At 63.6% G+C, this 20,052-nt stretch carries 19 protein-coding genes and 2 pseudogenes; 11 read left to right on the top strand and 10 right to left on the bottom strand.

Going from position 1 to position 20,052, the window contains the following annotated elements; genetic code table 11:
- Nucleotides 1-58: 58 nt before the first annotated feature.
- Both LGH82_RS27565 and LGH82_RS27560 read left to right on the top strand, forming a co-directional pair.
- Nucleotides 59-2,108, top strand: a pseudogene (locus LGH82_RS27565) (elongation factor G).
- A 745-nt stretch (nucleotides 2,109-2,853) separates the two neighbouring features.
- Nucleotides 2,854-3,357 (top strand): methyltransferase family protein, encoded by a 504-nt coding sequence (locus LGH82_RS27560; RefSeq protein WP_227345734.1) that lies wholly within the window; start codon nucleotides 2,854-2,856, stop codon nucleotides 3,355-3,357.
- A gap of 59 nt (nucleotides 3,358-3,416) precedes the next feature.
- On the opposite strand, the gene LGH82_RS27555 is transcribed toward LGH82_RS27560, so the two are convergent.
- The 3 genes from LGH82_RS27555 to trxB form a co-directional block, all read right to left on the bottom strand.
- Nucleotides 3,417-3,932 carry a hypothetical protein gene (locus LGH82_RS27555; RefSeq protein ID WP_227345733.1) on the bottom strand — a complete coding sequence of 172 codons (516 nt, stop codon included), beginning with the start codon at nucleotides 3,930-3,932 and terminating at the stop codon, nucleotides 3,417-3,419.
- Nucleotides 3,933-4,272: 340 nt separating this feature from the next.
- Nucleotides 4,273-5,169 carry a LysR family transcriptional regulator gene (locus LGH82_RS27550; RefSeq protein WP_227345732.1) on the bottom strand — a complete coding sequence of 299 codons (897 nt, stop codon included), beginning with the start codon at nucleotides 5,167-5,169 and terminating at the stop codon, nucleotides 4,273-4,275.
- An 80-nt stretch (nucleotides 5,170-5,249) separates the two neighbouring features.
- Nucleotides 5,250-6,224, bottom strand: coding sequence for a thioredoxin-disulfide reductase (trxB, locus tag LGH82_RS27545; protein ID WP_227345731.1), 975 nt, complete (start codon nucleotides 6,222-6,224; stop codon nucleotides 5,250-5,252).
- Between the two features lie 260 nt (nucleotides 6,225-6,484).
- Here trxB and LGH82_RS27540 point away from each other — a divergent pair, with 260 nt between their 5' ends.
- Complete coding sequence (locus LGH82_RS27540) at nucleotides 6,485-6,961, top strand: Lrp/AsnC family transcriptional regulator (protein WP_227345730.1); 477 nt, start codon at nucleotides 6,485-6,487, stop codon at nucleotides 6,959-6,961.
- An 83-nt stretch (nucleotides 6,962-7,044) separates the two neighbouring features.
- Here LGH82_RS27540 and LGH82_RS27535 read toward each other — a convergent pair whose 3' ends face one another.
- The 4 genes and pseudogenes from LGH82_RS27535 to LGH82_RS27520 all read right to left on the bottom strand — a co-directional run bounded on the left by LGH82_RS27535 (nucleotide 7,045) and on the right by LGH82_RS27520 (nucleotide 10,532).
- Nucleotides 7,045-7,686: a D-glycero-alpha-D-manno-heptose-1,7-bisphosphate 7-phosphatase gene (locus LGH82_RS27535; protein WP_227345729.1), complete on the bottom strand. Its 642-nt coding sequence runs from the start codon at nucleotides 7,684-7,686 to the stop codon at nucleotides 7,045-7,047.
- Nucleotides 7,679-8,251, bottom strand: coding sequence for an SIS domain-containing protein (locus LGH82_RS27530; RefSeq protein ID WP_227345728.1), 573 nt, complete (start codon nucleotides 8,249-8,251; stop codon nucleotides 7,679-7,681). The genes LGH82_RS27535 and LGH82_RS27530 overlap by 8 nt, the downstream gene beginning before the upstream one ends.
- A gap of 7 nt (nucleotides 8,252-8,258) precedes the next feature.
- Nucleotides 8,259-9,749: a D-glycero-beta-D-manno-heptose-7-phosphate kinase gene (gene rfaE1, locus LGH82_RS27525; protein ID WP_227345727.1), complete on the bottom strand. Its 1,491-nt coding sequence runs from the start codon at nucleotides 9,747-9,749 to the stop codon at nucleotides 8,259-8,261.
- A 152-nt stretch (nucleotides 9,750-9,901) separates the two neighbouring features.
- Nucleotides 9,902-10,532, bottom strand: a pseudogene (locus tag LGH82_RS27520) (LysE family translocator).
- 170 nt (nucleotides 10,533-10,702) lie between these two features.
- Here LGH82_RS27520 and rfaD point away from each other — a divergent pair.
- Genes rfaD through waaC form a run of 3 tightly spaced genes read left to right on the top strand, consistent with a single transcriptional unit; the run spans nucleotide 10,703 to nucleotide 13,619 of the window.
- Nucleotides 10,703-11,653, top strand: coding sequence for an ADP-glyceromanno-heptose 6-epimerase (gene rfaD, locus LGH82_RS27515; RefSeq protein WP_227345726.1), 951 nt, complete (start codon nucleotides 10,703-10,705; stop codon nucleotides 11,651-11,653).
- Complete coding sequence (gene waaF / locus LGH82_RS27510) at nucleotides 11,626-12,633, top strand: lipopolysaccharide heptosyltransferase II (protein WP_227345725.1); 1,008 nt, start codon at nucleotides 11,626-11,628, stop codon at nucleotides 12,631-12,633. The genes rfaD and waaF overlap by 28 nt, the downstream gene beginning before the upstream one ends.
- Nucleotides 12,630-13,619: a lipopolysaccharide heptosyltransferase I gene (waaC, locus tag LGH82_RS27505; RefSeq protein ID WP_227345724.1), complete on the top strand. Its 990-nt coding sequence runs from the start codon at nucleotides 12,630-12,632 to the stop codon at nucleotides 13,617-13,619. The genes waaF and waaC overlap by 4 nt, the downstream gene beginning before the upstream one ends.
- Before the next feature lie 238 nt (nucleotides 13,620-13,857).
- On the opposite strand, the gene greA is transcribed toward waaC, so the two are convergent.
- Nucleotides 13,858-14,331 carry a transcription elongation factor GreA gene (gene greA / locus LGH82_RS27500; RefSeq protein ID WP_227345723.1) on the bottom strand — a complete coding sequence of 158 codons (474 nt, stop codon included), beginning with the start codon at nucleotides 14,329-14,331 and terminating at the stop codon, nucleotides 13,858-13,860.
- Nucleotides 14,332-14,608: 277 nt separating this feature from the next.
- Nucleotides 14,609-15,157, bottom strand: coding sequence for a tetratricopeptide repeat protein (locus tag LGH82_RS27495; RefSeq protein ID WP_227345722.1), 549 nt, complete (start codon nucleotides 15,155-15,157; stop codon nucleotides 14,609-14,611).
- Nucleotides 15,158-15,317: 160 nt separating this feature from the next.
- Here LGH82_RS27495 and LGH82_RS27490 point away from each other — a divergent pair, with 160 nt between their 5' ends.
- From LGH82_RS27490 to LGH82_RS27475, 5 genes are all read left to right on the top strand, one after another.
- Nucleotides 15,318-15,743 (top strand): DUF3775 domain-containing protein, encoded by a 426-nt coding sequence (locus LGH82_RS27490; RefSeq protein WP_227345721.1) that lies wholly within the window; start codon nucleotides 15,318-15,320, stop codon nucleotides 15,741-15,743.
- Between the two features lie 114 nt (nucleotides 15,744-15,857).
- Complete coding sequence (locus LGH82_RS33395) at nucleotides 15,858-16,748, top strand: extensin family protein (RefSeq protein ID WP_264484340.1); 891 nt, start codon at nucleotides 15,858-15,860, stop codon at nucleotides 16,746-16,748.
- The gene (locus LGH82_RS33390) at nucleotides 16,711-16,980 is read left to right on the top strand and encodes an extensin family protein (protein ID WP_264484339.1); all 270 of its coding nucleotides are present in this window, start codon (nucleotides 16,711-16,713) and stop codon (nucleotides 16,978-16,980) included. The genes LGH82_RS33395 and LGH82_RS33390 overlap by 38 nt, the downstream gene beginning before the upstream one ends.
- Nucleotides 16,981-17,098: 118 nt before the next feature.
- Entirely contained in the window at nucleotides 17,099-17,905 is an 807-nt protein-coding gene (locus LGH82_RS27480) for an extensin family protein (protein ID WP_227345720.1), read from the top strand.
- Nucleotides 17,906-18,134: 229 nt separating this feature from the next.
- Nucleotides 18,135-18,839: an LssY C-terminal domain-containing protein gene (locus LGH82_RS27475; protein WP_227345719.1), complete on the top strand. Its 705-nt coding sequence runs from the start codon at nucleotides 18,135-18,137 to the stop codon at nucleotides 18,837-18,839.
- Between the two features lie 67 nt (nucleotides 18,840-18,906).
- Here LGH82_RS27475 and LGH82_RS27470 read toward each other — a convergent pair whose 3' ends face one another.
- Nucleotides 18,907-19,929, bottom strand: a complete 1,023-nt coding sequence (locus LGH82_RS27470) for a zinc-dependent alcohol dehydrogenase family protein (protein ID WP_227345718.1) — start codon at nucleotides 19,927-19,929, stop codon at nucleotides 18,907-18,909.
- Nucleotides 19,930-20,052: the final 123 nt, after the last annotated feature.

The following is a 20,052-nucleotide window of genomic DNA, read 5'->3' as shown; positions in this document are numbered from 1 at the left end:
ACGCCTGAACCATCAATGCCAGTCGGTCCTACGGGAAACGCCTGAGTGGAGGTCAGCCATGGGTACTCGCGCCGGAGGACGACGCACGGGACCGAAATGCATTGCCATAGTCGGTCCCTTCGCAAGCGGTAAGACGACTTTACTCGAAGCCATATTGGCCCGTACGGGCGCCATTCCCCGACAAAATCCCGTTTCATCGGGAAGCACCGTTTCCGATCATTCGCCCGAGGCGCGCGCCCACGCCATGAGCGTCGAGGCGACCGTCGCCACCACCGATTTCATGGGCGAGCAACTCACCTTCATCGATTGTCCCGGCTCCATCGAATTCTCCTTCGAGGCCGAGCCGGTTCTGGCCGCCTGCGACTTGGCCGTGGTCGTCGCTGAAGCCGACGAGAAGAAGATCCCCGCGCTGCAACTGATCATGCGCAAGCTCGACGATCTCGGCGTGCCGCGCATCCTGTTCCTCAACAAGGTAGACAAGTCGATCGCCGGCGTGCGCGACACGCTGAAGATGCTGCAGCCGGCGAGTTCCGTGCCGCTCCTGCTGCGCCAGATTCCGCTGCGCAAGGACGGCCTCGTCATCGGCTCGATCGATCTGGCACTTGAGCGCGCCTACATCTACCGCGAATATGCCGAGAGCGAAGTCGCCCAGATACCCGGCGACGACAAGGCGCGCGAGCTTGAGGCACGCTTCTCCATGCTTGAGACCTTGGCCGACCATGACGACCAGCTTATGGAACAGCTGCGAGGAGATCGAGCCGCCGAAGGACGCGGTCTTCGACGACCTTGCCGCCGACCTGCGGGGCGGCTCCGTTACGCCGGTGCTCATCGGCACCGCCGAGAAAGGCAATGGCGTGCTGCGTCTGCTCAAGGCGATCCGCCACGATGCCCCCGACATCGAGGCGACCCGCAAGCGACTTGGCCTCGCCGATGGCAATGCCACCGTTGTCCAGGTGATGAAGACCATCCACACGCCGCATGGCGGCAAGCTGTCGGTCTCGCGCATCCTCTCCGGCCAGGTCGGCGATGCCTCCGAACTCTATCTGTCCACCGGCGAGACGGCAAAAGTCTCCGGCATCTACAGGATGCTCGGCAAGGACCAGGTGAAGGTCGGCTCCGCCAAGGCTGGCGACACGGTGGCGCTCGGCAAGCTGGACGGCGTCACGACCGGCCAGACGCTGAGTTCGGCCAAGGGCGGCATCAAGCCGCTGGTCACGCTGTCGCCGCCCCAGTCGGTCTTCGCCTTCGCGCTGCGGCCAAAGGAACGCAAGGACGAGGTCAAGATGTCAGCGGCCATCCAGCGCCTGGCCGAGGAGGACCCCTCGCTCAGCCTGCGCCACAACCAGGACACGGCCGAGACGGTACTGTCGGGCCATGGCGAGATGCATCTGCGCGTCGTGCGCGAACGGCTGGAAGGCAAGAACCAGATCCCGGTCGAAGGCCATGCGCCCGCCGTGCCCTACCGCGAGACGATCCGCAAACCGGTGCAGCAGCGCGGCCGCCACAAGAAGCAGTCGGGCGGCCATGGCCAGTTCGGCGATGTGGTGATCGAGATCAAGCCGCTGCCGCGCGGCTCCGGCTTCCAGTTCACCGACACCATCACCGGCGGCGTCGTGCCGAAGACCTACATCCAATCGGTCGAGACCGGGGTGCGTGACTATCTGAAGTCGGGTCCGCTCGGGTTCCCCGTCGTCGATGTCGCCGTCAACCTGTCGGACGGCTCATATCACGCGGTCGATTCCTCCGACATGGCCTTCCAGATGGCGGCGAAGCTGGCGATGAAGGAAGGCATGGCCGCCTGCTCGCCGGTGCTTCTGGAACCAGTGATGAAGGTGGAGATTGTCACGCCGTCGGATGCGACGTCGAAGATCATCGCGCTGATCCCGCAGCGGCGCGGCCAGATCCTCGGCTATGACGCGCGGCCCGACTGGCCGGGATGGGATGTCGTCGAGGCGACCATGCCGCAGGCCGAGATCGGTGACCTGATCATCGAACTGCGCTCGGCGACCGCCGGCGTCGCCAGCTACCGCGCCACCTTCGACCATATGGCCGAGCTCACCGGGCGTCTTGCCGACGAGGCGATGAACGCCAACGGCAAGGCCGCTTGAGGCTTGCCGGCGGTGGCGGGACAGCCCGCCGCCGCCCCGGCTGTTGCAACATCCGCGGACATGAAAAACGGCGCCCGGGTGTTCCGGACGCCGTTCTGTTCGCGGACCGTTTTCCTGGGAGGTGAAACGGTAGGTCCGCCGCATGTTTGCCACCGATGCCTGATGGCTCGGCAGAATTGGTTCGGACGCGGTAGCTGCCTGAGCCCGGACCGCCCGAGTGATGCCCCCATCCCTCGAACGAACCAAAACCGCGTCCTATGATCTGCTTAGCAAGCCGTGAACGTCCGCGGCATGTTACCCGATGTTACATGTCACTGTTACGCGGCAAAAGCGGGTGGATCTTTGTGGGTGTTGCAGGTCCAGATAACAAAAAAGCCGGATCAATGAAGATCCGGCTGAGTTTGATTGGAAGTGCCGATTAAGGCTAACCTCCAGAGGGGAACACTCTAGGGCGCTAATGGGAGGAGAACGCGCCCAGGAGATGATCTATATATCTGCTCAACATGCCCAAGAAACAAGCATCTATTTTGCAACACACGCATGCAAAAAGACATAGGCTGTGGTCCAACCCGTCCGCCGGGCCAATAGGACCAGCAAAAACGGAGAAATGAGGCGTGCGCGGGGCAATTCTTTCGAAGAATCGTCGATCACGGCCCGCATCCGCTCAAAAATGCGGAAAAATCAGCAATGGCGTGCAAACGGGCAGAAGGCGATCATTTCTGCGGCAATCCCAGGGAAACACCCGATGCGGCCATTTTCGGCGATCGCTGGCACTGCGGCCTTCTTCATCGTGGCGCCCGGCGTGGTCGCCGGCCTGGTGCCGTGCTTGCTGACAGACAACTATCGCTTGCCGTGGTCGACACTGACCGGCCTCGTGGCCGCCAGCGCGATCCTGATCGCCGTGTCCGTCGCCATCCTACTGCATGCCTTCGCACGCTTTGCGCTCGAAGGCCGGGGTACTCCGGCACCTGTGGCGCCGACTGAAAGGCTGGTTGTCGGCGGCATCTACCGCCACATTCGCAACCCGATGTATGTGGCCGTGCTGTCAATCATCCTTGGCCAGGCGTTGCTGTTTTCAAGCTGGACGCTCGCAGCCTATTGCGTGAGCGTCGCCATGGCCATGGTGTCCTTCGTCCGGCTCCATGAGGAGCCGACACTGGCCCGCCGCTACGGCGCCGAGTACGAGACTTACCGCCGCAACGTGCCCGGCTGGCTGCCGCGCCTGACGCCCTGGTGGGGTGGCAATTAATGCCATGATCACAACGAAGGCGGCGCCACGGTCGCATCGTCGAACCTGGCATCGCGACTTTACATCGTCGCGTCAGTCCTTCTTGCACCCAGCTCCGGATGAAACACCATCGCGGTTCGGATACCCAGACCGACGAAGATCAAGAGCACGACCAACTGTGTGACCAGAAATGGCGGCTCTGATTGTGTCGGCGCCAGCGGATGGAGAAACGGCAACTTCTGAAATGCCTGCACCACGCCGACAAAAACGTTCAGGTAAAGGGCTGCAATCGCGCAGCTCGTGTAGATCCAACGCCAGGCCCCAGCTAGCCTGAAGATGTACAGCGCGATTACGGCGAGAGCGAGCAATACCAGCGAAATCACCCCGACGATGCGGGGCGGATCGATCCCCAGGGGCGGCAATGGAAACCCCGTGACGCTGGTCAGGATGGTCGTGGCAAGAAACAGGGTCGTCCAGCTGCCGAACGCTTTTCCTTTCAACAACCCGGCGAGCACAGCGAAACCTGCCGCGATGCCAATCAGGCTGAGAACGACGTGGATCGTGACGAATGCGGCCGTTGGAATTCCCCAGGTCATGGCACTCTCCGATGATTTATTGGTGTTGGTTCATCAGGTCCAGGATGCGATGGGATGCCGCGTTCGCAACATCCCGGCGCACATTAGCACGAGAATGCCAAAATCGCGGAGGGCACGACAGCGACATTGCTCATCGGCAGCAGCCAAGAGCCGGTTGGTGCGCGGTTGCGTTCTGGAGCCCCATCGGTGCCGCCAGACAACGCATCAAACCGTATTGGATGGTCTCGGCGGGCAACACGGTACCGCGCAACGAGAGCGGTCCGATACCGACCAGTCCAATTTGAAGAAGGCTATCGGGCCTTTGCTTAACAGCAGGCCCGCTGATCCCAACCAGTGTGGCTCAGAACGACCAGCTGCGCGCCTTGGCAATGATAAAATCGCGAAAGACATGCAGCTTCGCCTGGTTCTTCATCGCGTCCGGATAGGCGAAATAGGTGTCGAAGGACGGCACTTCGGTCTCCGGCAGCAACTGCACCAGGCCTGAATCCTTGCTGATCACATAGTCGGGCAGCATGGCGATGCCCGCTCCGCCCTGCACCGCGCGCTTGATCGACAATATATCGTTGATCTGCAGCGTTGGCACGCGCTGTCCGCCGTCGAAATCGCCGACCGTCTCCAGCCAGTTCAGTTCCGACAGATGCGAGGGCACAGGCACACCGAAGGTGACGATGCGATGGCTCTTCAACTCGGCCACCGACGCCGGCTTGCCGTGCTTGGCGACGTATGAAGGAGCCGCGTAGAGATGGAAATGCACGGTGAACAGGCGGCGCTGGATCAGGTCGGGCTGTTGCGGCTGCCGTAGGCGGATGGCGCAATCGGCCTGGCGCATGGTGAGGTCGAGTTCCTCATTGGCCAGGATCAGCTGCAGGCTGATTTCCGGATAGAGCTCGATGAATTCCTGCACGCGCTCGGTCAGCCAGCCGGCGCCGAGGCCCACGGTCGTCGTCACCCGCAGCACGCCCGACGGACGGTCCTTGGTTTCGGTCAGCCGCGACTTGATCGTCTCAAGCTTCATCAACACGTCATGCGCCGTGCGAAACAGCATCTCGCCCTGCTCGGTCAGCACGAGGCCGCGCGCATGGCGGTTGAACAGCGGTACGCCGACATCATGTTCAAGCGCGCTGACCTGCCGCGAAATTGCCGATTGCGATAGATGCAATGTCTCCGCGGCATGGGTAAATGACCCCGCCTCCGCCGCAGCGTGAAACACGCGTAGCTTGTCCCAGTCCAACGCCATGATACCCTCGTTCTGCTTTTGGCGTCTGAATGAAAAATCAGGCTTTTACACGGCGTTGCTAAGCCGTTTTTTGAACAAATTTACTCAGCCGCCTCGCGGTGAACCTCGATGCCAGCCAGATACTTTTCCGCCTCCAGCGCGGCCATGCAGCCGAGCCCCGCCGCCGTCACCGCCTGGCGGTAGATATCATCGGTCACGTCACCGGCGGCGAACACGCCGGGTACGTCGGTGCGGGTCGAATCCGGTGCCGTCCACAGGTAACCGTTAGGCTTCTGCTTGAGCTTGCCGACGAACAGATCGACCGCCGGAGCGTGGCCGATCGCCACGAACACTCCGTCGACCTTGAGGTGCGTCTCGGCGCCGGTCACCACATGCTTGAGCTTCAGCCCTTCGACCGATGGTGGCAGCGGCGTCTTGCCGGGCCGGCCGGTGATCTCGTCGATGACCGTATCCCAGATGACGCGGACATTGTCCTTCTTGAGCAGCCGCTCGCGCAGGATACGCTCGGCGCGGAAGTCGCCGCGCCGATGGATGACCGTCACGCTCTTGGCGAGGTTGGACAGATAAAGCGCCTCCTCCACCGCCGAATTGCCGCCGCCGATCACCGCGACATCCTTGCCGCGATAGAAGAAGCCGTCGCAGGTGGCGCAGGCCGACACGCCAAAACCCATGAAGTGCTGTTCGGTCGGAATGCCCAGCCATTTCGCCTGCGCGCCGGTGGCGATGATGAGCGCGTCCGCCGTGTAAGTGGTGCCGGAATCGCCCTTGGCGCGGAATGGCCGCACGTTGAGGTCGACCTCGGTGATGATGTCGTTGATGATGTCGGTGCCGACATGCTCGGCCTGCTTCAGCATCTGCTCCATCAGCCACGGACCCTGGATCGGATCGGCGAAGCCGGGATAGTTCTCGACATCGGTGGTGATCATCAGCTGACCGCCCTGCTGCAGGCCGGCGACCAGCATCGGCTTCAGCATGGCGCGTGCCGCGTATACAGCCGCCGTGTAGCCGGCGGGGCCGGAGCCGATGATGAGAACGGGAGCGTGCTTGGTGGTCATCTAGAGCCTCTGCGGAGAGCAGCCAGTGAAGCGTGGCGGAAAAATCTCGTCTGATATCGCTGACAATGTAAGTGCTGCCGGCAACGCCAGCAAGACGATCGGACCGTCGTCCCCGGAAAGCTTCGGTCCATTTGCCTGCTCGCGGGACAAACCGCTTTCGCTACCGTCGCAAAATCGCCGTGGTGAGGGCTGGCGTCGCCACAAAAGTCGTTTAATTACAAAATCACGAAAGATTCTTTCGCGCAGCCTGAAAGCCGCCCATGCCGCTCAAAGCCGACCTCGACGCCATCGACTGGAAGATCCTGCGCGAGCTTCAGGGCGACGGGCGTATGACCAATGTCGAACTGTCGAGCCGCGTTGGCATTTCGGCGCCGCCATGCCTGCGCCGGGTCAAGCGCCTGGAGGAAAGCGGCATCATCCGCGGCTACCGCGCCTTGCTCGACGCACCGGCGCTGGGTCTCGATGTCGTCGCCTTCTGCCTGGTCGGGCTGCATCACCAGGCGGACGCGGAGCTGCGCACCTTCGCCGAACGCACGCGCGGATGGCCGATCGTGCGCGACGCCTGGATGGTGTCGGGCGAATCCGACTTCCTGCTGCATTGCGTGGCAAGCGACCTCGGCGCCTTCCAGACCTTCGTCATCGAGGAGCTGACCTCGACGCCCAATGTCGACACGGTGCGCACCGCGCTGACCATCCGCCGCGTCAAGGACGAGGGGCTGGTGGCGTTCAAGGCCTGATATTCTGGTTGAAGCAGCAAACCTGCTGAAAACCTATGAAAACCAGATGGATAGAGCCGTCCCGTGAATCTGTTGGGGCCCGCTCAAAGCGCCTCGACCGCCGCCAGCAGCCCTTCCAGATCATCGCGGTCGCGCAACGGCAGAACCTCGAACCCGGCTTCGCCGGTCGCGTCGCCATCGACCAGCCAGCCACGCGACAGCCCCGCACGCCGGCCCGCTTCCATGTCCGCCGGCTTGTCGCCGACGATCAGCGAGCGCTTGAGGTCGAGCCCGAGACGCTTCGCCGCCTCCAGCAGCATGCCCGGATTGGGCTTGCGCATCGGATGATCGGCGATCGCCAGCGGCCCCTCACCCGCGTCGTGATAGGCGCAGGCGACAACCATATCCACGGATGCATTGTCGGCGCGCAGCAGGTCGAGCACACGGCCGTTGACGGCAGCGAAATCGCCCCAGCCGAAATAGCCGCGCGCTATGCCCGACTGGTTGGTGACGATGACGACGGGAATGCCTCGCCGGTTGGCCGCCGCGATGACCGGCACGATGCCACCCAGCAGAACCATCTTGGCGGGGTCGTCGGGATAGCCCGTATCGACGTTGATGGTGCCGTCGCGATCGAGGAACAGCGCCGGTGTTCCGGCGGCGAAAGTGCGCTCGCCGACCCGCTCGACCCATAGGCCCGGCTCCGCCAGCGGATACGGGTTCAGCGGGGCGTCCCTGTCAGCCATTGTGCAGGCGCGCTTCGACCACTTCGCACAGATAGTGATAGAGGCACAGATGCACCTGCTGGATGATCGGCGTCGAGGTCGAAGGCACGTTGAGCAGGATATCCGACAGCGGCTTCAGCTTGCCGCCGGTGTCGCCGGTCAGGCCGATCACCGTCATGTCCATCATCCTAGCCTGCTCGGCGGCGGCGAGGATGCTCGGCGAATTGCCGCTGGTCGAGATCGCCAGCAGCACAGCACCGGCCGAGCCATGCGCCTCGACCTGGCGCGAAAACACCGTGTCGAAGCCGTAATCATTGCCCCAGGCGGTCAGCACCGCCGCATTGGCCGGCAGCGCGATGACATTGTAGGCCTTGCGCTCCTTGAGGAAGCGGCCGACCAGTTCACCGGCGATGTGGATGGCGTCGCTGGCCGAACCACCATTGCCGGCGATCAGGAAGGCCTTGCCTTGCGAAAGAGCCGTCACGACGGCGTCCGCCGCGCGCTCCATCTCGCTGGTCAGGTCGCGCTCGACCGTGGCTGTGATAGCTGCCGCCGAGCGGATCAGATAGTCATTCAGTTCAGACATGAAATCCTCAATTGCTTCCGGTGGCGCGCAATTTGCCGATGGTGCCGGTCGTGCTCTTGCCGGCGACGAGATCGACGAGCACGACGCGCCCGCCGGCTTTCTGCACCACATCGGCACCGACAACCGTATCGATCGTATAGTCGGCGCCCTTGACCAGTATGTCGGGCAGCAGGGCCTCGATCAGCGCCAGCGGCGTGTCCTCCTCGAAAACCACCACCGCGTCGACCGAGGCAAGGGCCGCGAGTACGCAGGCGCGGTCATGCTGGTCGTTGACCGGACGGCTGGGCCCTTTGAGCCGGCGCACCGAAGAATCGCTGTTGAGGCCGAGCACCAGCCGGTCGCACTGGCTGCGCGCCGCGTGCAACAGGCTGACATGGCCGGCATGCAGGATGTCGAAACAGCCATTGGTAAAGCCGACGCTCAGGCCCTCCTCCTTCCACGCCGCGACCATCCGCGCGGCGGCGGTGGCATCGAGGATGGCATCCTTGTGGACCGTCGGTCCGTGCGAGCGAAACAGCGCGCCGGTCAGTTCCTCGACGGTCAGCCGCGCGGTGCCCCGCTTGCCAACGACCACGCCACCGGCGGCATTGGCGATGGACGCGGCAGCGACCCGGTCGGCGCCCGCTGCCAGCGCCAGCGCGAAACTCGCGATCACCGTATCGCCGGCGCCCGAAACGTCGAACACTTCGCGTGCCTGCGTGGCGATATGGCGGGCATCATCCGCACCGACGACGCTCATGCCCTTTTCGCTGCGCGTCGCGACCACGAACTCGAAACCGTGCGCCGCGATCAACGCGCGCGCGGCCGCCACGATCTCGTCATCGGAAAACACCGCGCGGCCGACAGCCTCGCCGAGTTCCTTTCGGTTGGGGGTGATAGCGGTGGCGCCGGCATAGCGCCCGTAGTCGCGGCCCTTCGGGTCGACCAGCACCGGCTTGCCCGCCTCGCGGCAGATCGCGATCAGTTCGGCGGCGACGCCGTCGAGCAATATGCCCTTGCCGTAGTCGGACAGGATGACAATGTCGGCACGCCCCAACGCATCACGGAAATGCCCAATCAGCGCCGCCCGCTCGGTGGCGCCCAGCGGCTTGATCTCTTCCTCGTCGAAACGCAGCACCTGCTGGTTGAGCGCGCTGAAGCGGCTCTTCGACGAGGTCATGCGGCCGCGATCCTGCGAGAGGCCGGCCGTGTCGACGCCAAGCTCGCCGAGCATGCGCATCAGATTGTCGCCGGCGTGATCGGCGCCGATCGCCGACACCGGAATGGCCCTGGCCCCCAGCGAGACGATGTTGCAGACCACATTTCCGGCGCCACCCATGGCCGACATTTCGCCGCGCCCGTGCAGCACGGGGATCGGCGCTTCCGGCGAGATCCGCTCGATGACGCCGTTGACGAAGCGGTCGAGGATGAAGTCGCCGACCACCAGCACGGTGGCCTGGCCGAACCGCGCGATGGCGCGGTGCAAGGGTTCGGGAGAAGGTGGATTGTGCTTGATCATGTCACTGGCAACGCGCTGATAAGGCCGATCTCATTCATATAGGTCATCATTGTCGACTGGCCGGATTGTCGGGGGCCGGATCGTTCATGGCGAAGCCGATATACCGCAAATCCACGCAGCGCAACGCCAGCACATGACCCCGGCCCGGACGGTCAGCTCTTCTGCAGGGCGACGTGGACGCCCAACCCGACCAGCACGGCCCCGCCCGCGCTGCAGCAGACGCTGCGCGCTGCTCGAACGCCGCAGCCGGCCAATCACGGCACCGGCCAGGAACACGCAGACGATGTCGGCCGAGGAGAACATCAGGTTGACGATGGTTCCCAGCACGACGAACTGCAGCCAGACCGGAAACGCCGCCGAAGCATCGATGAACTGCGGCAGGAACGCCATGAAGAAGATCGCCGTCTTCGGATTGAGCACCTCGACGGCGATGCTCTCCAAAAAGGCGCGGCGCGCCGATTTGCGTTCGATCAAAGGCAGCGTCATATCCCCCTCCACGCGCTTGCGGAACAGGGCAACGCCGAGCCAGATCAGATAGAGAGCACCCATAAGCTTGACCGCCATGTAGAGCGTCGGCACGGCGTGGAACAGCACCGACAGGCCGGCTGCGGCGGCAAAGACATGCACATAGCCACCCAGATGAATGCCAAGTGCCGCCGTCAGGCCGGACCAGCGGCCACGCGCCATCGTCTGCGCGGCGGCATAGAGCATGGCGGGACCCGGAATATAGGCGAAGATCGCCGTGGTGGCGAAAAACGCGATGAGCAGTTCGGTCGACGGCATTTCTTTGTCCCCCCATGCGCCAAGCGGCGCGAACCGACTGAAACGAGAGCTTTGCGGCGCCACTGTGGCTGGCCCGCACCGCTCTCGACAAGCTGTTTTGTCGACAGCCCTGTGTAGCTCCCTTATAAGGGCCGGAATCGGCAAGCGAAACGAGCATCAGGGCCAGCAACATGATCATCGTCACGGGCGGCGCCGGCATGATCGGCTCCAACATCGTCGCCGCGCTCAACGCCGAAGGCCGTGATGACATCCTCGTCGTCGACGACCTCACCGACGGCCACAAAACAGCCAACCTCGCGGATCTCAGGATCGCCGATTATCTCGACAAGGATGATTTCCTGGCCACCCTCGAGGCCGGCGGCCTCGGCCGCATCGAGGCTGTCTTCCACCAGGGCGCCTGCTCGACCACGACGGAGTGGAACGGCAAGTTCATGATGGAGGTGAACTACACCTATTCGAAGCGGCTGCTGCATGAGTGCCTCAAGTTGCGCGTGCCCTTCCTCTACGCCTCCTCCGCCTCCGTCTACGGCGGCGGTTCCGAATTCCGCGAGGAACCGGCGCTCGAGCGCCCGCTCAATGTCTACGCCTATTCCAAGAAGCTGTTCGACGACTATGTCCGCCGCACCGTTTTCGACACCGATCATTCACCGGTGGCGGGTCTGCGCTACTTCAACGTTTACGGACCGCGCGAGGCGCACAAGGGCGCCATGGCCTCCGTCGCCTTCCATCTGTTCAACCAGGTCGAACGGGGCGAGAATCCGAAACTGTTCGGCGCTTACGATGGTTTCGGGCCGGGCGAACAAAGCCGCGACTTCATCCATGTCGGCGATGTCGCCGACGTCAATCTGTGGCTGTGGAAGCGTGACTCGAGCGGCATCTTCAACTGCGGCACCGGCCGCGCCCAGCCGTTCCGCGCCATCGCCGAAACGGTGATCGACACGCTGGGCAAGGGCGAGATCGAGTTCATTGAATTCCCCGACCACCTCAAGGGCAGCTACCAGAGTTTCACGCAAGCTGATATGTCCCGGTTGCGCGCAGCCGGCTATAATGGCCAATTCCGGACGGTCGAAACCGGTGTCAGAGACTATGTCGAATGGCTGAGAGCCCCACGATCCTCGTGATCGGCCCACGCTGGGTGGGCGACATGGTGATGGCGCAGTGCCTGTTCTCGGCGCTGAAGCAACTGCATCCCAATGCCGCGATCGATGTGCTGGCGCCGGCCTGGGCGGCGCCGCTGGTCAAGCGCATGCCCGAGATACGCCAGCAGATCGACTTTCCGCTGAAACCCGGCGCGCTCGAATTCACCCATCGCCGCCGCTTCGGACGCCTGCTGCGTGGCCGCTACGACATGGCCTATATCCTGCCGGGAAGCTGGAAGTCGGCGCTGATCCCGTTCTTTGCCCGCATTCCCACCCGCGTCGGCAATCTCAGGGAAATGCGCTACGGCCTTTTGACCGACATCGTGCCGCTGCCCGATGCTGTGAAGCGGCGCACGGCGCAGGCTTATTTCGGCCTCGCCCGGGGCGGCACGTTCCGCGCGCCCAGGCTTTCCATCGATACCGAAAAACAGGCGGCGCTGCTCGGCCGATTCGGACTGCAGGCGGGCAAATTCGTGGCGCTCATGCCCGGCGCCGAGTTCGGCCCGGCCAAGCGCTGGCCGAGCGAAAGCTATGCCGGGCTTGCCCGCGATTTCATGAGCAGGGGATTCAAGGTCGCGCTGTTCGGGTCGAAGAACGACCGCGACGTGACGGCGGAGATCGCAGCGCTGGCACCGGGCGTCGTCGACCTCGCCGGCCAGACGAGGCTGGAGGACGCCATCGACCTGATTGGAGCCGCAAGGCTGGCCGTGTCCAACGACAGCGGGCTGATGCATGTCGCCGCCGCCGTCGGCACACCGATCGTCGCCGTCTACGGCTCGACCTCGCCGCAGAATACGCCGCCGCTGGCGGAACAGCGCGAACTGGTCTGGCTCGGCCTCTCCTGCTCGCCCTGCCACAAGAAAGTCTGCCCGCTCGGCCACCTCAACTGCCTGAAAACGCTCGATGTCGCGCAAGTCGTCGCGGCCGCCGACCGATTGCTGGAAGTCCCGGCAGCGGCATGAAGGTCCTCATCGTCAAGACATCCTCGATGGGCGATGTCATCCACACGTTTCCAGCGGTGGAGGATGCCAGCCACAAGCGGCCGGACGTGTTCTTCGACTGGTGCGTGGAAGAGGCTTTCGCCGGCATCGTGGCGCTGCATCCGGCGATCGGCGCCATCCACACGGTCGCCATCAGGCGTTGGCGCAAGAACCTGTTCGATCGAAGCACATGGCGCCAGGCGGCTCACTTGCGCCATGCCCTGCGCGACTGCCATTACGATCTGGTCATCGATGCGCAGGGCTTGCTGAAGTCCGCCGTGGTGGCGAAGCAGGCGGCGGCACCGATCGCCGGCTTCGACCAGTGGAGCGCGCGTGAACCGAAGGCCGCGCTGTTCTACGACCACCGCTACGGCGTGCCGCGCGACCTGCACGCCATCGAGCGCACGCGGCGGCTGTTCGGGCTGGCGCTCGGCTACGAGCCTGATCTTTCGAAGCTGGATTCCGGCATCGTCGCGCCAACGGGCCATGTCGCGGAAATCGATGGCAAGACCGCCTTCCTGCTGCACGGCACCAGCCGCGAGGACAAGAAATGGCCGGCCGAAGACTGGATCGCAACCGCTCGCCTGCTGGTCGAAAGAGGAATGATTCCGGTCACCACCTGGTCGAACGAGCGCGAGAAGGCGGTGGCCGAAGCGATTGCTGGGGCGGTTCCGCAGGCGGTTCTGGTGCCAAAATCATCGCTTTCAGGGCTCGCCGCGATCATCGGCCGCTCGACGCTGGTTGTTGGAGCCGACACCGGCCTGACCCATCTCGCCAGCGCCTTCGGCCTGCCGACGGTCGCGGTGTTCCTGGCGACGGAGCCGGGTTTGACCGGCCCGCGCGGGCCCTACGCATCGACACTTCTGGCCGCGCCCGGTGGGCGTGTGACGCCGGTGGAGGTGATGGCGGAAGCGGAGAAGCTGATGGAGCGCCGGGCGCTTGGGCGGATCAGCGCCCGCAAGAATTGATTTATTCAATCAATTCAATTGGAAAGGCTAGCGCTGCCCCTCATTGCCCTGCCGGGCATTTCTCCCCGTAAACGGGGAGAAAGAAGCTGATCGCAACGCCGGCACCTTCTTTGCAATGCTGAAAATTGGCGAAATCGTCGACGAAAGCGTCCTTCTCCCCGTTCACGGGGAGAAGATGGCGGCAGCCAGATGAGGGGGGGCGCAAGCCTTGGCTTGAAAGCGACGCCCCTCGAAACCCCTAGATAAACTGCAACTTGACGATCTCGTAACCCCTTGCACCACCTGGCGCGTTGACCTCGATGGCATCGCCGACGGCCTTGCCGATCAGCGCGCGCGCGATCGGGGACGAGATCGAGATGCGGCCGGACTTCACGTCGGCTTCCTGGTCGCCAACGATCTGGTAGGTCTTCTTCTCCTCGGTGTCCTCATCGACCAGCACGACGGTGGCGCCAAACTTGACCTTGTCGCCGCTCAGCTTGCTGACGTCGATAACCTCGGCCCGGGCGATGTAATCCTCAAGCTCGTTGACGCGGCCCTCATTGAGGCTCTGCGACTCCTTGGCGGCGTGGTACTCCGCATTTTCGGAGAGGTCGCCATGCGAGCGCGCTTCCGAGATCGCCTCGATGATGCGAGGCCGCTCTTCCTGCTGACGCCAACGCAGTTCTTCCTTCAATGACGCGAACCCGCCGCCTGTCATCGGGACCTTGTTCATGATGCCTGACCTTTCCTGCCGCCACCCCCGCGTTTCGGGGAAAGCCTTGTCGATGGTACAAAAAGAAAACGGTCCGGCAGCCTCGGGCTAACGGAACCGTCTCACCACAATTTCCCTGAATATAGCAATCTTTGCGGGTTTTTCACGCTCAAAATGCGGTTTGGCAAAATCATCCGCTACTTTTGCAATTGCCGTGGCGGCAGCGACGGCGGCGGGATGGCCGGCGACAACGGCCGCGATTGCTCGCAGCCGTTGTTGAGGAAATGCCGGAGCCGAATCAGCTCCGCATGTAGTGCTCGATCTGTTCCGACAGCATGCCGTATTCGCGCGAACCCTTGCCGGTGCGCTTTTCGATTTCCGTCAGCTGTTGCTGGGCGCCGGCCAGGTCGCCGATCTGCAGATGCGCCTCGCCGAGATATTCGCGCACCAGCGTATAGTTCGGGTCGATGCGCAGCGCTTCCTGGTAATAGCCGAGGCCGACGGTTACGCGGCCGGAATGGCGGTGCGAATAGCCGAGATAGTTGAGGATGCGCGGGTCCTGCTTGTTGGCGGCAAGGGTGAGCACCGAGATCGCCTCGTCATAGCGCCCTGCCATTGCCAGGTCGTGACCGGCCTCATAGATGCTGTCGTCGTCCAGCATGCCCTCCTGCGGCGCGACGCATTTCTTCTTCTTCTTGTCCCAGACCTCGCCCTTCTTGCACTGGCTGACGGTCTGGCCACCGCCACTACTACCCGAACTGTCTCCGCCGGCCGCGAACACCGGGACGGCGAAGAACTGCAGCGCGACAAGGGCAGTCGCCGCCTGGATCAGCATTCTTTTATGCATCGAAGCCTCCTTGAGGATGATAATGCAACACTAACGCGGGTCGCCCCGAGTTTCATCCCGGAAAAGAATCTTTGGGATGCGTCCGATGCTGTGGCGGCGATCGTGACGTGACGGACGCCGCAAATCCGCTATCATCGCACGATCGGAAAGGAGACGGCCGGTGCAGCAGCGACTGGAGAAGGAATGGGAACTTTCGATCGGCCCCGAAACCGTGCGCCTGTTCATCCTCAAGGCCAAGGCACTCAGCGCCGCCGTCAACGAGGATTACGAGGATGGCGCCGAACATGAGGTCGAGCTCGACGGCCAGTCGCATGTCAATCACCACCATGATGGTCTCGCCGAGGAAAGCTCCGAAAACCTCACCGCGGAAGAGCTGCGCGAGCTGATTAGCGATCTCAATGTCGACGAGGCCGCCGAACTCGTGGCGCTCGCCTGGGTTGGCCGTGGCGACTATGACGCCTCGGAATGGGCGGAGGCGCTGACGGCGGCGCGCGAACGCACCAACAAGCGCACCGCGAAATATCTGCTCGGCATGCCGCTGCTGGCCGACTGGCTGGAGGAAGGCCTGGAAGCGATCGGCGCGTAACAGCGCGGTCACCGTTCGTGATGGAGCGCAGGCAACCTCAGGGCCGCCGCGCCGTTGACGGCGATGGCATCGTCTGTCTTTTCCCGAACATATACGATTGCACTGGTCATCGCCGTGACGGCTCTGTTGGTGGTGCCGGCCGACGCCAAGCACCGCAGGCATCACAAGCCGCTGACGCCCCGGGTGGAGCAGCCGCTGACACCGCGGGTCGACCAGCCGCTGCGGTCGAGGAGCAAGCAGCGCCTGAAAACGCGGGGTACCCGGCATATCAAGCCGAACCAGGCACAGCAGGAGACGCAGGGTCAGCAGCCATCGCCTGCCGGTGTGCCGGTACCTGAGTCGCGTCCCGCGGACGAGCAGAAGCCCGACGCCGCAGCGGCGGAAAAGCAAAAGCCAGAGGGTCCAAAGACCACCGGTGCTCCCAACCAGCCCAATCAAGACCGGCTCAATGAAGAGAAGTCTCGTCAGGGTGAGCAGGTACGTCCCGAGCCGTCAGCACCAAAGCCGTCGGCCGACACGGAAAGTGAGCCTGAGCCGCCAGCCGTGGTGCCGATCCCGACACCAAAGCCCGATACCGCCGAGCCCGAGGCCCAGCCCCCGCCTGTCGCCCCGCAACCACCGCCAAAGCCGGCGGATGCAGGCGAAAAGACGATGCTTCCCGATCCGCGCTCGGCCGATCTGCCCGACGAAAAAATGCCCGCTGAGGAAGTCGCCTGCCGCGAGCGGCTGAAGACGCTCGGCGTCGACTTCGAGGAGCACAAGGCGGAAAGCAATCCAGAAATCGGATGCTCCATCCCCTACCCGATCGTGCTGAAGAGCCTTGGCAAGTCGGTCGCCATTGCTCCTGGCACCGAGCTCAACTGCCCGATGGCCGAGGCGGCGGCACGCTTTGCCGCTGACGTCATCCAGCCGGCGGCGAAGGCCGAATTTGGTGCGGACCTGAAGTCGATCAGCCAGGCATCCGCCTTTGTCTGCCGGCCGCCATGGCACCAGGAAACTGTCTGAGCATGCCTTCGGCAACGCACTCGACATCGCCAGCTTCACTTTGTCCGACGGCAAGAAGATCGAGATCAGCCCGTCGCCACCGGAGAAGGATGCGAAATTCCTCAATGCGGTGCGCAAGGCAGCCTGCGGACCGTTCAAGACCGTGCTTGGCCCCGCCAGCGATGCCGACCACTCGCTGCATTTCCACCTCGACCTCGAACCGCGCCGCCATGGCGGCACGTTCTGCCAGTGAACAGGTTCCCCCCTGAGCCCGCGTGCCGCATTTCAGCCGCAGGCGTGAACGCGGGCGCTGAGTTTTCCTTTACACTTGATCGTTAAAATGCCGGATATCCAGAATCAGGACTCCGCCAATGGCCGGCAAATTCCGCGCCGTGTTTCTAACGATCGGGCGCCAATCGAAACGTGCAGCGCTGCTGGCCGCCGGCCTTACGCTCGCGGCTGTCTCGGCCTGCAATACCGGCAGCGTGCTGTCTCTGCAGCCGGCCGTCGACGTAGGCGCACAGACATCGTCAGTACCGCAATATACCGGCATGCAGCGGCTTGTTCCCTCAAACCCGTATATGACGCAGGCCGCCTATCCGCGCATGGACGAGCCAATGTCGCCGGTGGAGCAGATGCCGGCCAGCGAAACCGACTGCCGCCAGCAGTTGAAGCGGCTGAGTGTGGTCTACACAGACCTTGCGCCGATCCACGAAGGCCAGTGCGGCATCGACTACCCGGTCAAGGTCTCGGCAATCGGCAGCGTCGAGATGAAGCCGGCGGCGACGCTGACCTGCGACATGGCCGCCACCTTCGCCGCCTGGACGAAGAACGAACTGGTTCCATCGGCCCGCTGGCGCTATTTCTCCGGCGTCAAGACCATCCACCAGGGCTCCAGCTATTCCTGCCGCAACATTGCCGGCGAAGGCGTGCTGTCCGAGCACGGCAAGGGCAATGCACTCGACGTGATGAGCATCGAGCTCAACAATGGCGACGACATCGACGTGCGCAAGCCCGGCCTGTTCGCCTTCCGCACACGCGGCTTCCTCAACAATGTGCGCGCCGACGGCTGCCAGTATTTCACCACCGTGCTCGGGCCCGGCTACAATTACGACCACCGCAACCACTTCCATTTCGACATCAAGAACCGCAAGAACGGCTATCGAGCCTGCCGCTGATAACGCGCCCTGCTTCAGGCGGCCCGGCCGGGTCGGCTTTGAAGCGCCAGCCAATGCTGGAACCGAGATCGGCGCGCGACGGCCGTCAAGGACCCCTTCGTGACACGCGGCAATATCCATCGGCTCCCGTCCCGCCGGCTCAACCGAATTTGACCACAAATCGGCTGCATGCCTCCATTGATTTCCCGGATGGGGCGGGCGACAGATGCTGCAAGGCTCGAGCGGGGTCATGATTCAACCAAGCCTTCGGCGACGCGCGACGACCTGGGTGTTGACGTTCTGCGCGGGCTATCTTGCGCTGGCCTACCTTGCCGCGCCGGAATTCTGGTCGTTTCGCGACCGCGGCTTTCGCACGCAGAGCTTCCAGATGGTGACGCATACGCCGCAAGGCATTCCTGGCGACCCGATCAATGTCGGCATTGTCGGCAGCGAGAAGGAACTGGTCCACGCCTTCGCCATCGCCGGCTGGGACACAGCCGACGCCACGACACTGAAGACCGCGATCCGGATCGGCGAAAGCGTCCTGTTCAGCCACCCCTACCCCGACGCGCCGGTCAGCCGTCTGCTGTTCGACGGCCGCGCGCAGGACCTCGCCTTTGAAAAGCCGGTCGGCGGCAGCGCTGACCGGCGTCATCATGTCCGCTTCTGGCGCACCGATGCGATCGGCGATGATGGGCGCACGCTATGGCTGGGCTCGGCCAGCTTCGATCGCGGCGTCGGCCTCAGCCACAACACCGCCGCCATCACCCATCACATCGGCCCCGACCTCGATGCCGAACGTGACTTCCTGATCGGCGACCTGTCCGCCGCCGGCGTTCTGACCTCGACCAGCGACATCGCCGGCATCGGCGCGACGCGCACCGGGCACAATGGCGGCGGCGATCCGTATTTCACCGACGGCAAGGCCGTTATCGGCGTGCTGCTGCAGCCCTAGGGCAATTCCAGGAAAAGTGCGAAGCGGCTTTGCGTCCTGGATTGTGTCAAAACAGAGAACTCTAACGTCAGGACGTAGCGATCACTATCTTGCCGAACGGCCCCTTCTCCAGATGTTCAAACGCCTGCGGCACCTGGTCGAAACCATAGACCTTGTCGATCACCGGCTTGATTGCAAGCGCCTCGATCGCCTGGTTCATCCGCTCGAAGGCGCGGCGGTGGCCGATCGACAGGCCCTGCACGATGATCCGGTTGCGCATGAACGGTATGATGGGGAAATTCAGCTCCATGCCGCCCAGAAGGCCGATGACCGACAGCCGGCCGTCGGCGCCCAGCGCGTTGATCGAGCGCCGCGCATTGTCGCCACCGACCATTTCCAGCACATGGTTGACGCCCATCCCCTCCGTCAGGTCGCGCGCCGCCTCATCCCATGCCGGCTGGGTGCGATAGTTGATGACCTGCCAGGCGCCCATTTCCCTTGCCCGCCTGAGCTTGTCGTCGCTGCTTGACGTGACGATGGCGCGAAGGCCAAAGGCGGCCGCGAACTGCAGCGCGAACAACGACACGCCACCGGTGCCCTGGATGAGAACGGTCTGGCCCGCAATCGGCTTGGTCGCCTCGGCCAGTGCGAACCACGCCGTCAGCGCCGCGATCGGCAACGTGGCGGCTTCAACATCGCTCAACGATGGCGGCGCCAGCACGGCGGCATCTTCGCCAAACGGCACGTACTCCGAAAGCGTGCCCGGCAGCGACGAGCCGAGCGTGTGCTTGTGCAGCACGGGTGGCGCATCGCCATCCGGCCAGTCGGCGATCACCTGACCAAGCACGCGTTGCCCGACCTTGAACCGGCTGACCGCACTGCCGATGCCCACCACCTCGCCCACCGCGTCCGATGCGGGCACGTGGGGGAAGGCAAGGTCGGGGATCAGGGTGCCCTCGACGATCATCTTGTCCTTGTAGTTGAGCGATACAGCTGTGGTCCGCACCAGAAGGTCATGCGGCCCGGGCTCGGGAACCCCGCCTTCCGCCGGCTTCAGCCTGGAAAGGCCGAAGCCGCTCAGTTGCCAGGATCTGTTGATGTCAGTGCTCATGTCGTCCGCGCTCCGTGATTGATTGCCGCGCGAGACATTTATGCCATTTCACTATGGAGAAAAGCGCTTCAGTGCGGCATATTCGGCGACTGATTGAAGATCAAAATTCCACAATAGGAAACC

The organism is Mesorhizobium sp. PAMC28654, from assembly GCF_020616515.1.
Taxonomy (GTDB): domain Bacteria; phylum Pseudomonadota; class Alphaproteobacteria; order Rhizobiales; family Rhizobiaceae; genus Mesorhizobium.
The sequence above is the reverse complement of the archived record's forward strand: the minus strand, read 5'-3'. Positions and strand labels throughout refer to the sequence as shown.

Bases quoted from the DNA above. Each gene is read 5' to 3' on its own strand.
- trxB (WP_227345731.1), bottom strand. From the start codon at position 6,224: ATGACCACCAAGCACGCTCCCGTTCTCATCATCGGCTCCGGCCCCGCC.
- LGH82_RS27530 (WP_227345728.1), bottom strand. From the start codon at position 8,251: ATGTCTGAACTGAATGACTATCTGATCCGCTCGGCGGCAGCTATCACA.
- LGH82_RS27535 (WP_227345729.1), bottom strand. From the start codon at position 7,686: ATGGCTGACAGGGACGCCCCGCTGAACCCGTATCCGCTGGCGGAGCCG.
- LGH82_RS27470 (WP_227345718.1), bottom strand. From the start codon at position 19,929: ATGAGCACTGACATCAACAGATCCTGGCAACTGAGCGGCTTCGGCCTT.
- LGH82_RS27540 (WP_227345730.1), top strand. From the start codon at position 6,485: ATGCCGCTCAAAGCCGACCTCGACGCCATCGACTGGAAGATCCTGCGC.
- waaF (WP_227345725.1), top strand. From the start codon at position 11,626: ATGGCTGAGAGCCCCACGATCCTCGTGATCGGCCCACGCTGGGTGGGC.
- LGH82_RS27495 (WP_227345722.1), bottom strand. From the start codon at position 15,157: ATGCATAAAAGAATGCTGATCCAGGCGGCGACTGCCCTTGTCGCGCTG.
- LGH82_RS27555 (WP_227345733.1), bottom strand. From the start codon at position 3,932: ATGACCTGGGGAATTCCAACGGCCGCATTCGTCACGATCCACGTCGTT.
- rfaE1 (WP_227345727.1), bottom strand. From the start codon at position 9,749: ATGATCAAGCACAATCCACCTTCTCCCGAACCCTTGCACCGCGCCATC.
- LGH82_RS27560 (WP_227345734.1), top strand. From the start codon at position 2,854: ATGCGGCCATTTTCGGCGATCGCTGGCACTGCGGCCTTCTTCATCGTG.
- LGH82_RS27475 (WP_227345719.1), top strand. From the start codon at position 18,135: ATGATTCAACCAAGCCTTCGGCGACGCGCGACGACCTGGGTGTTGACG.
- LGH82_RS27550 (WP_227345732.1), bottom strand. From the start codon at position 5,169: ATGGCGTTGGACTGGGACAAGCTACGCGTGTTTCACGCTGCGGCGGAG.
- waaC (WP_227345724.1), top strand. From the start codon at position 12,630: ATGAAGGTCCTCATCGTCAAGACATCCTCGATGGGCGATGTCATCCAC.
- LGH82_RS27480 (WP_227345720.1), top strand. From the start codon at position 17,099: ATGGCCGGCAAATTCCGCGCCGTGTTTCTAACGATCGGGCGCCAATCG.
- rfaD (WP_227345726.1), top strand. From the start codon at position 10,703: ATGATCATCGTCACGGGCGGCGCCGGCATGATCGGCTCCAACATCGTC.
- greA (WP_227345723.1), bottom strand. From the start codon at position 14,331: ATGAACAAGGTCCCGATGACAGGCGGCGGGTTCGCGTCATTGAAGGAA.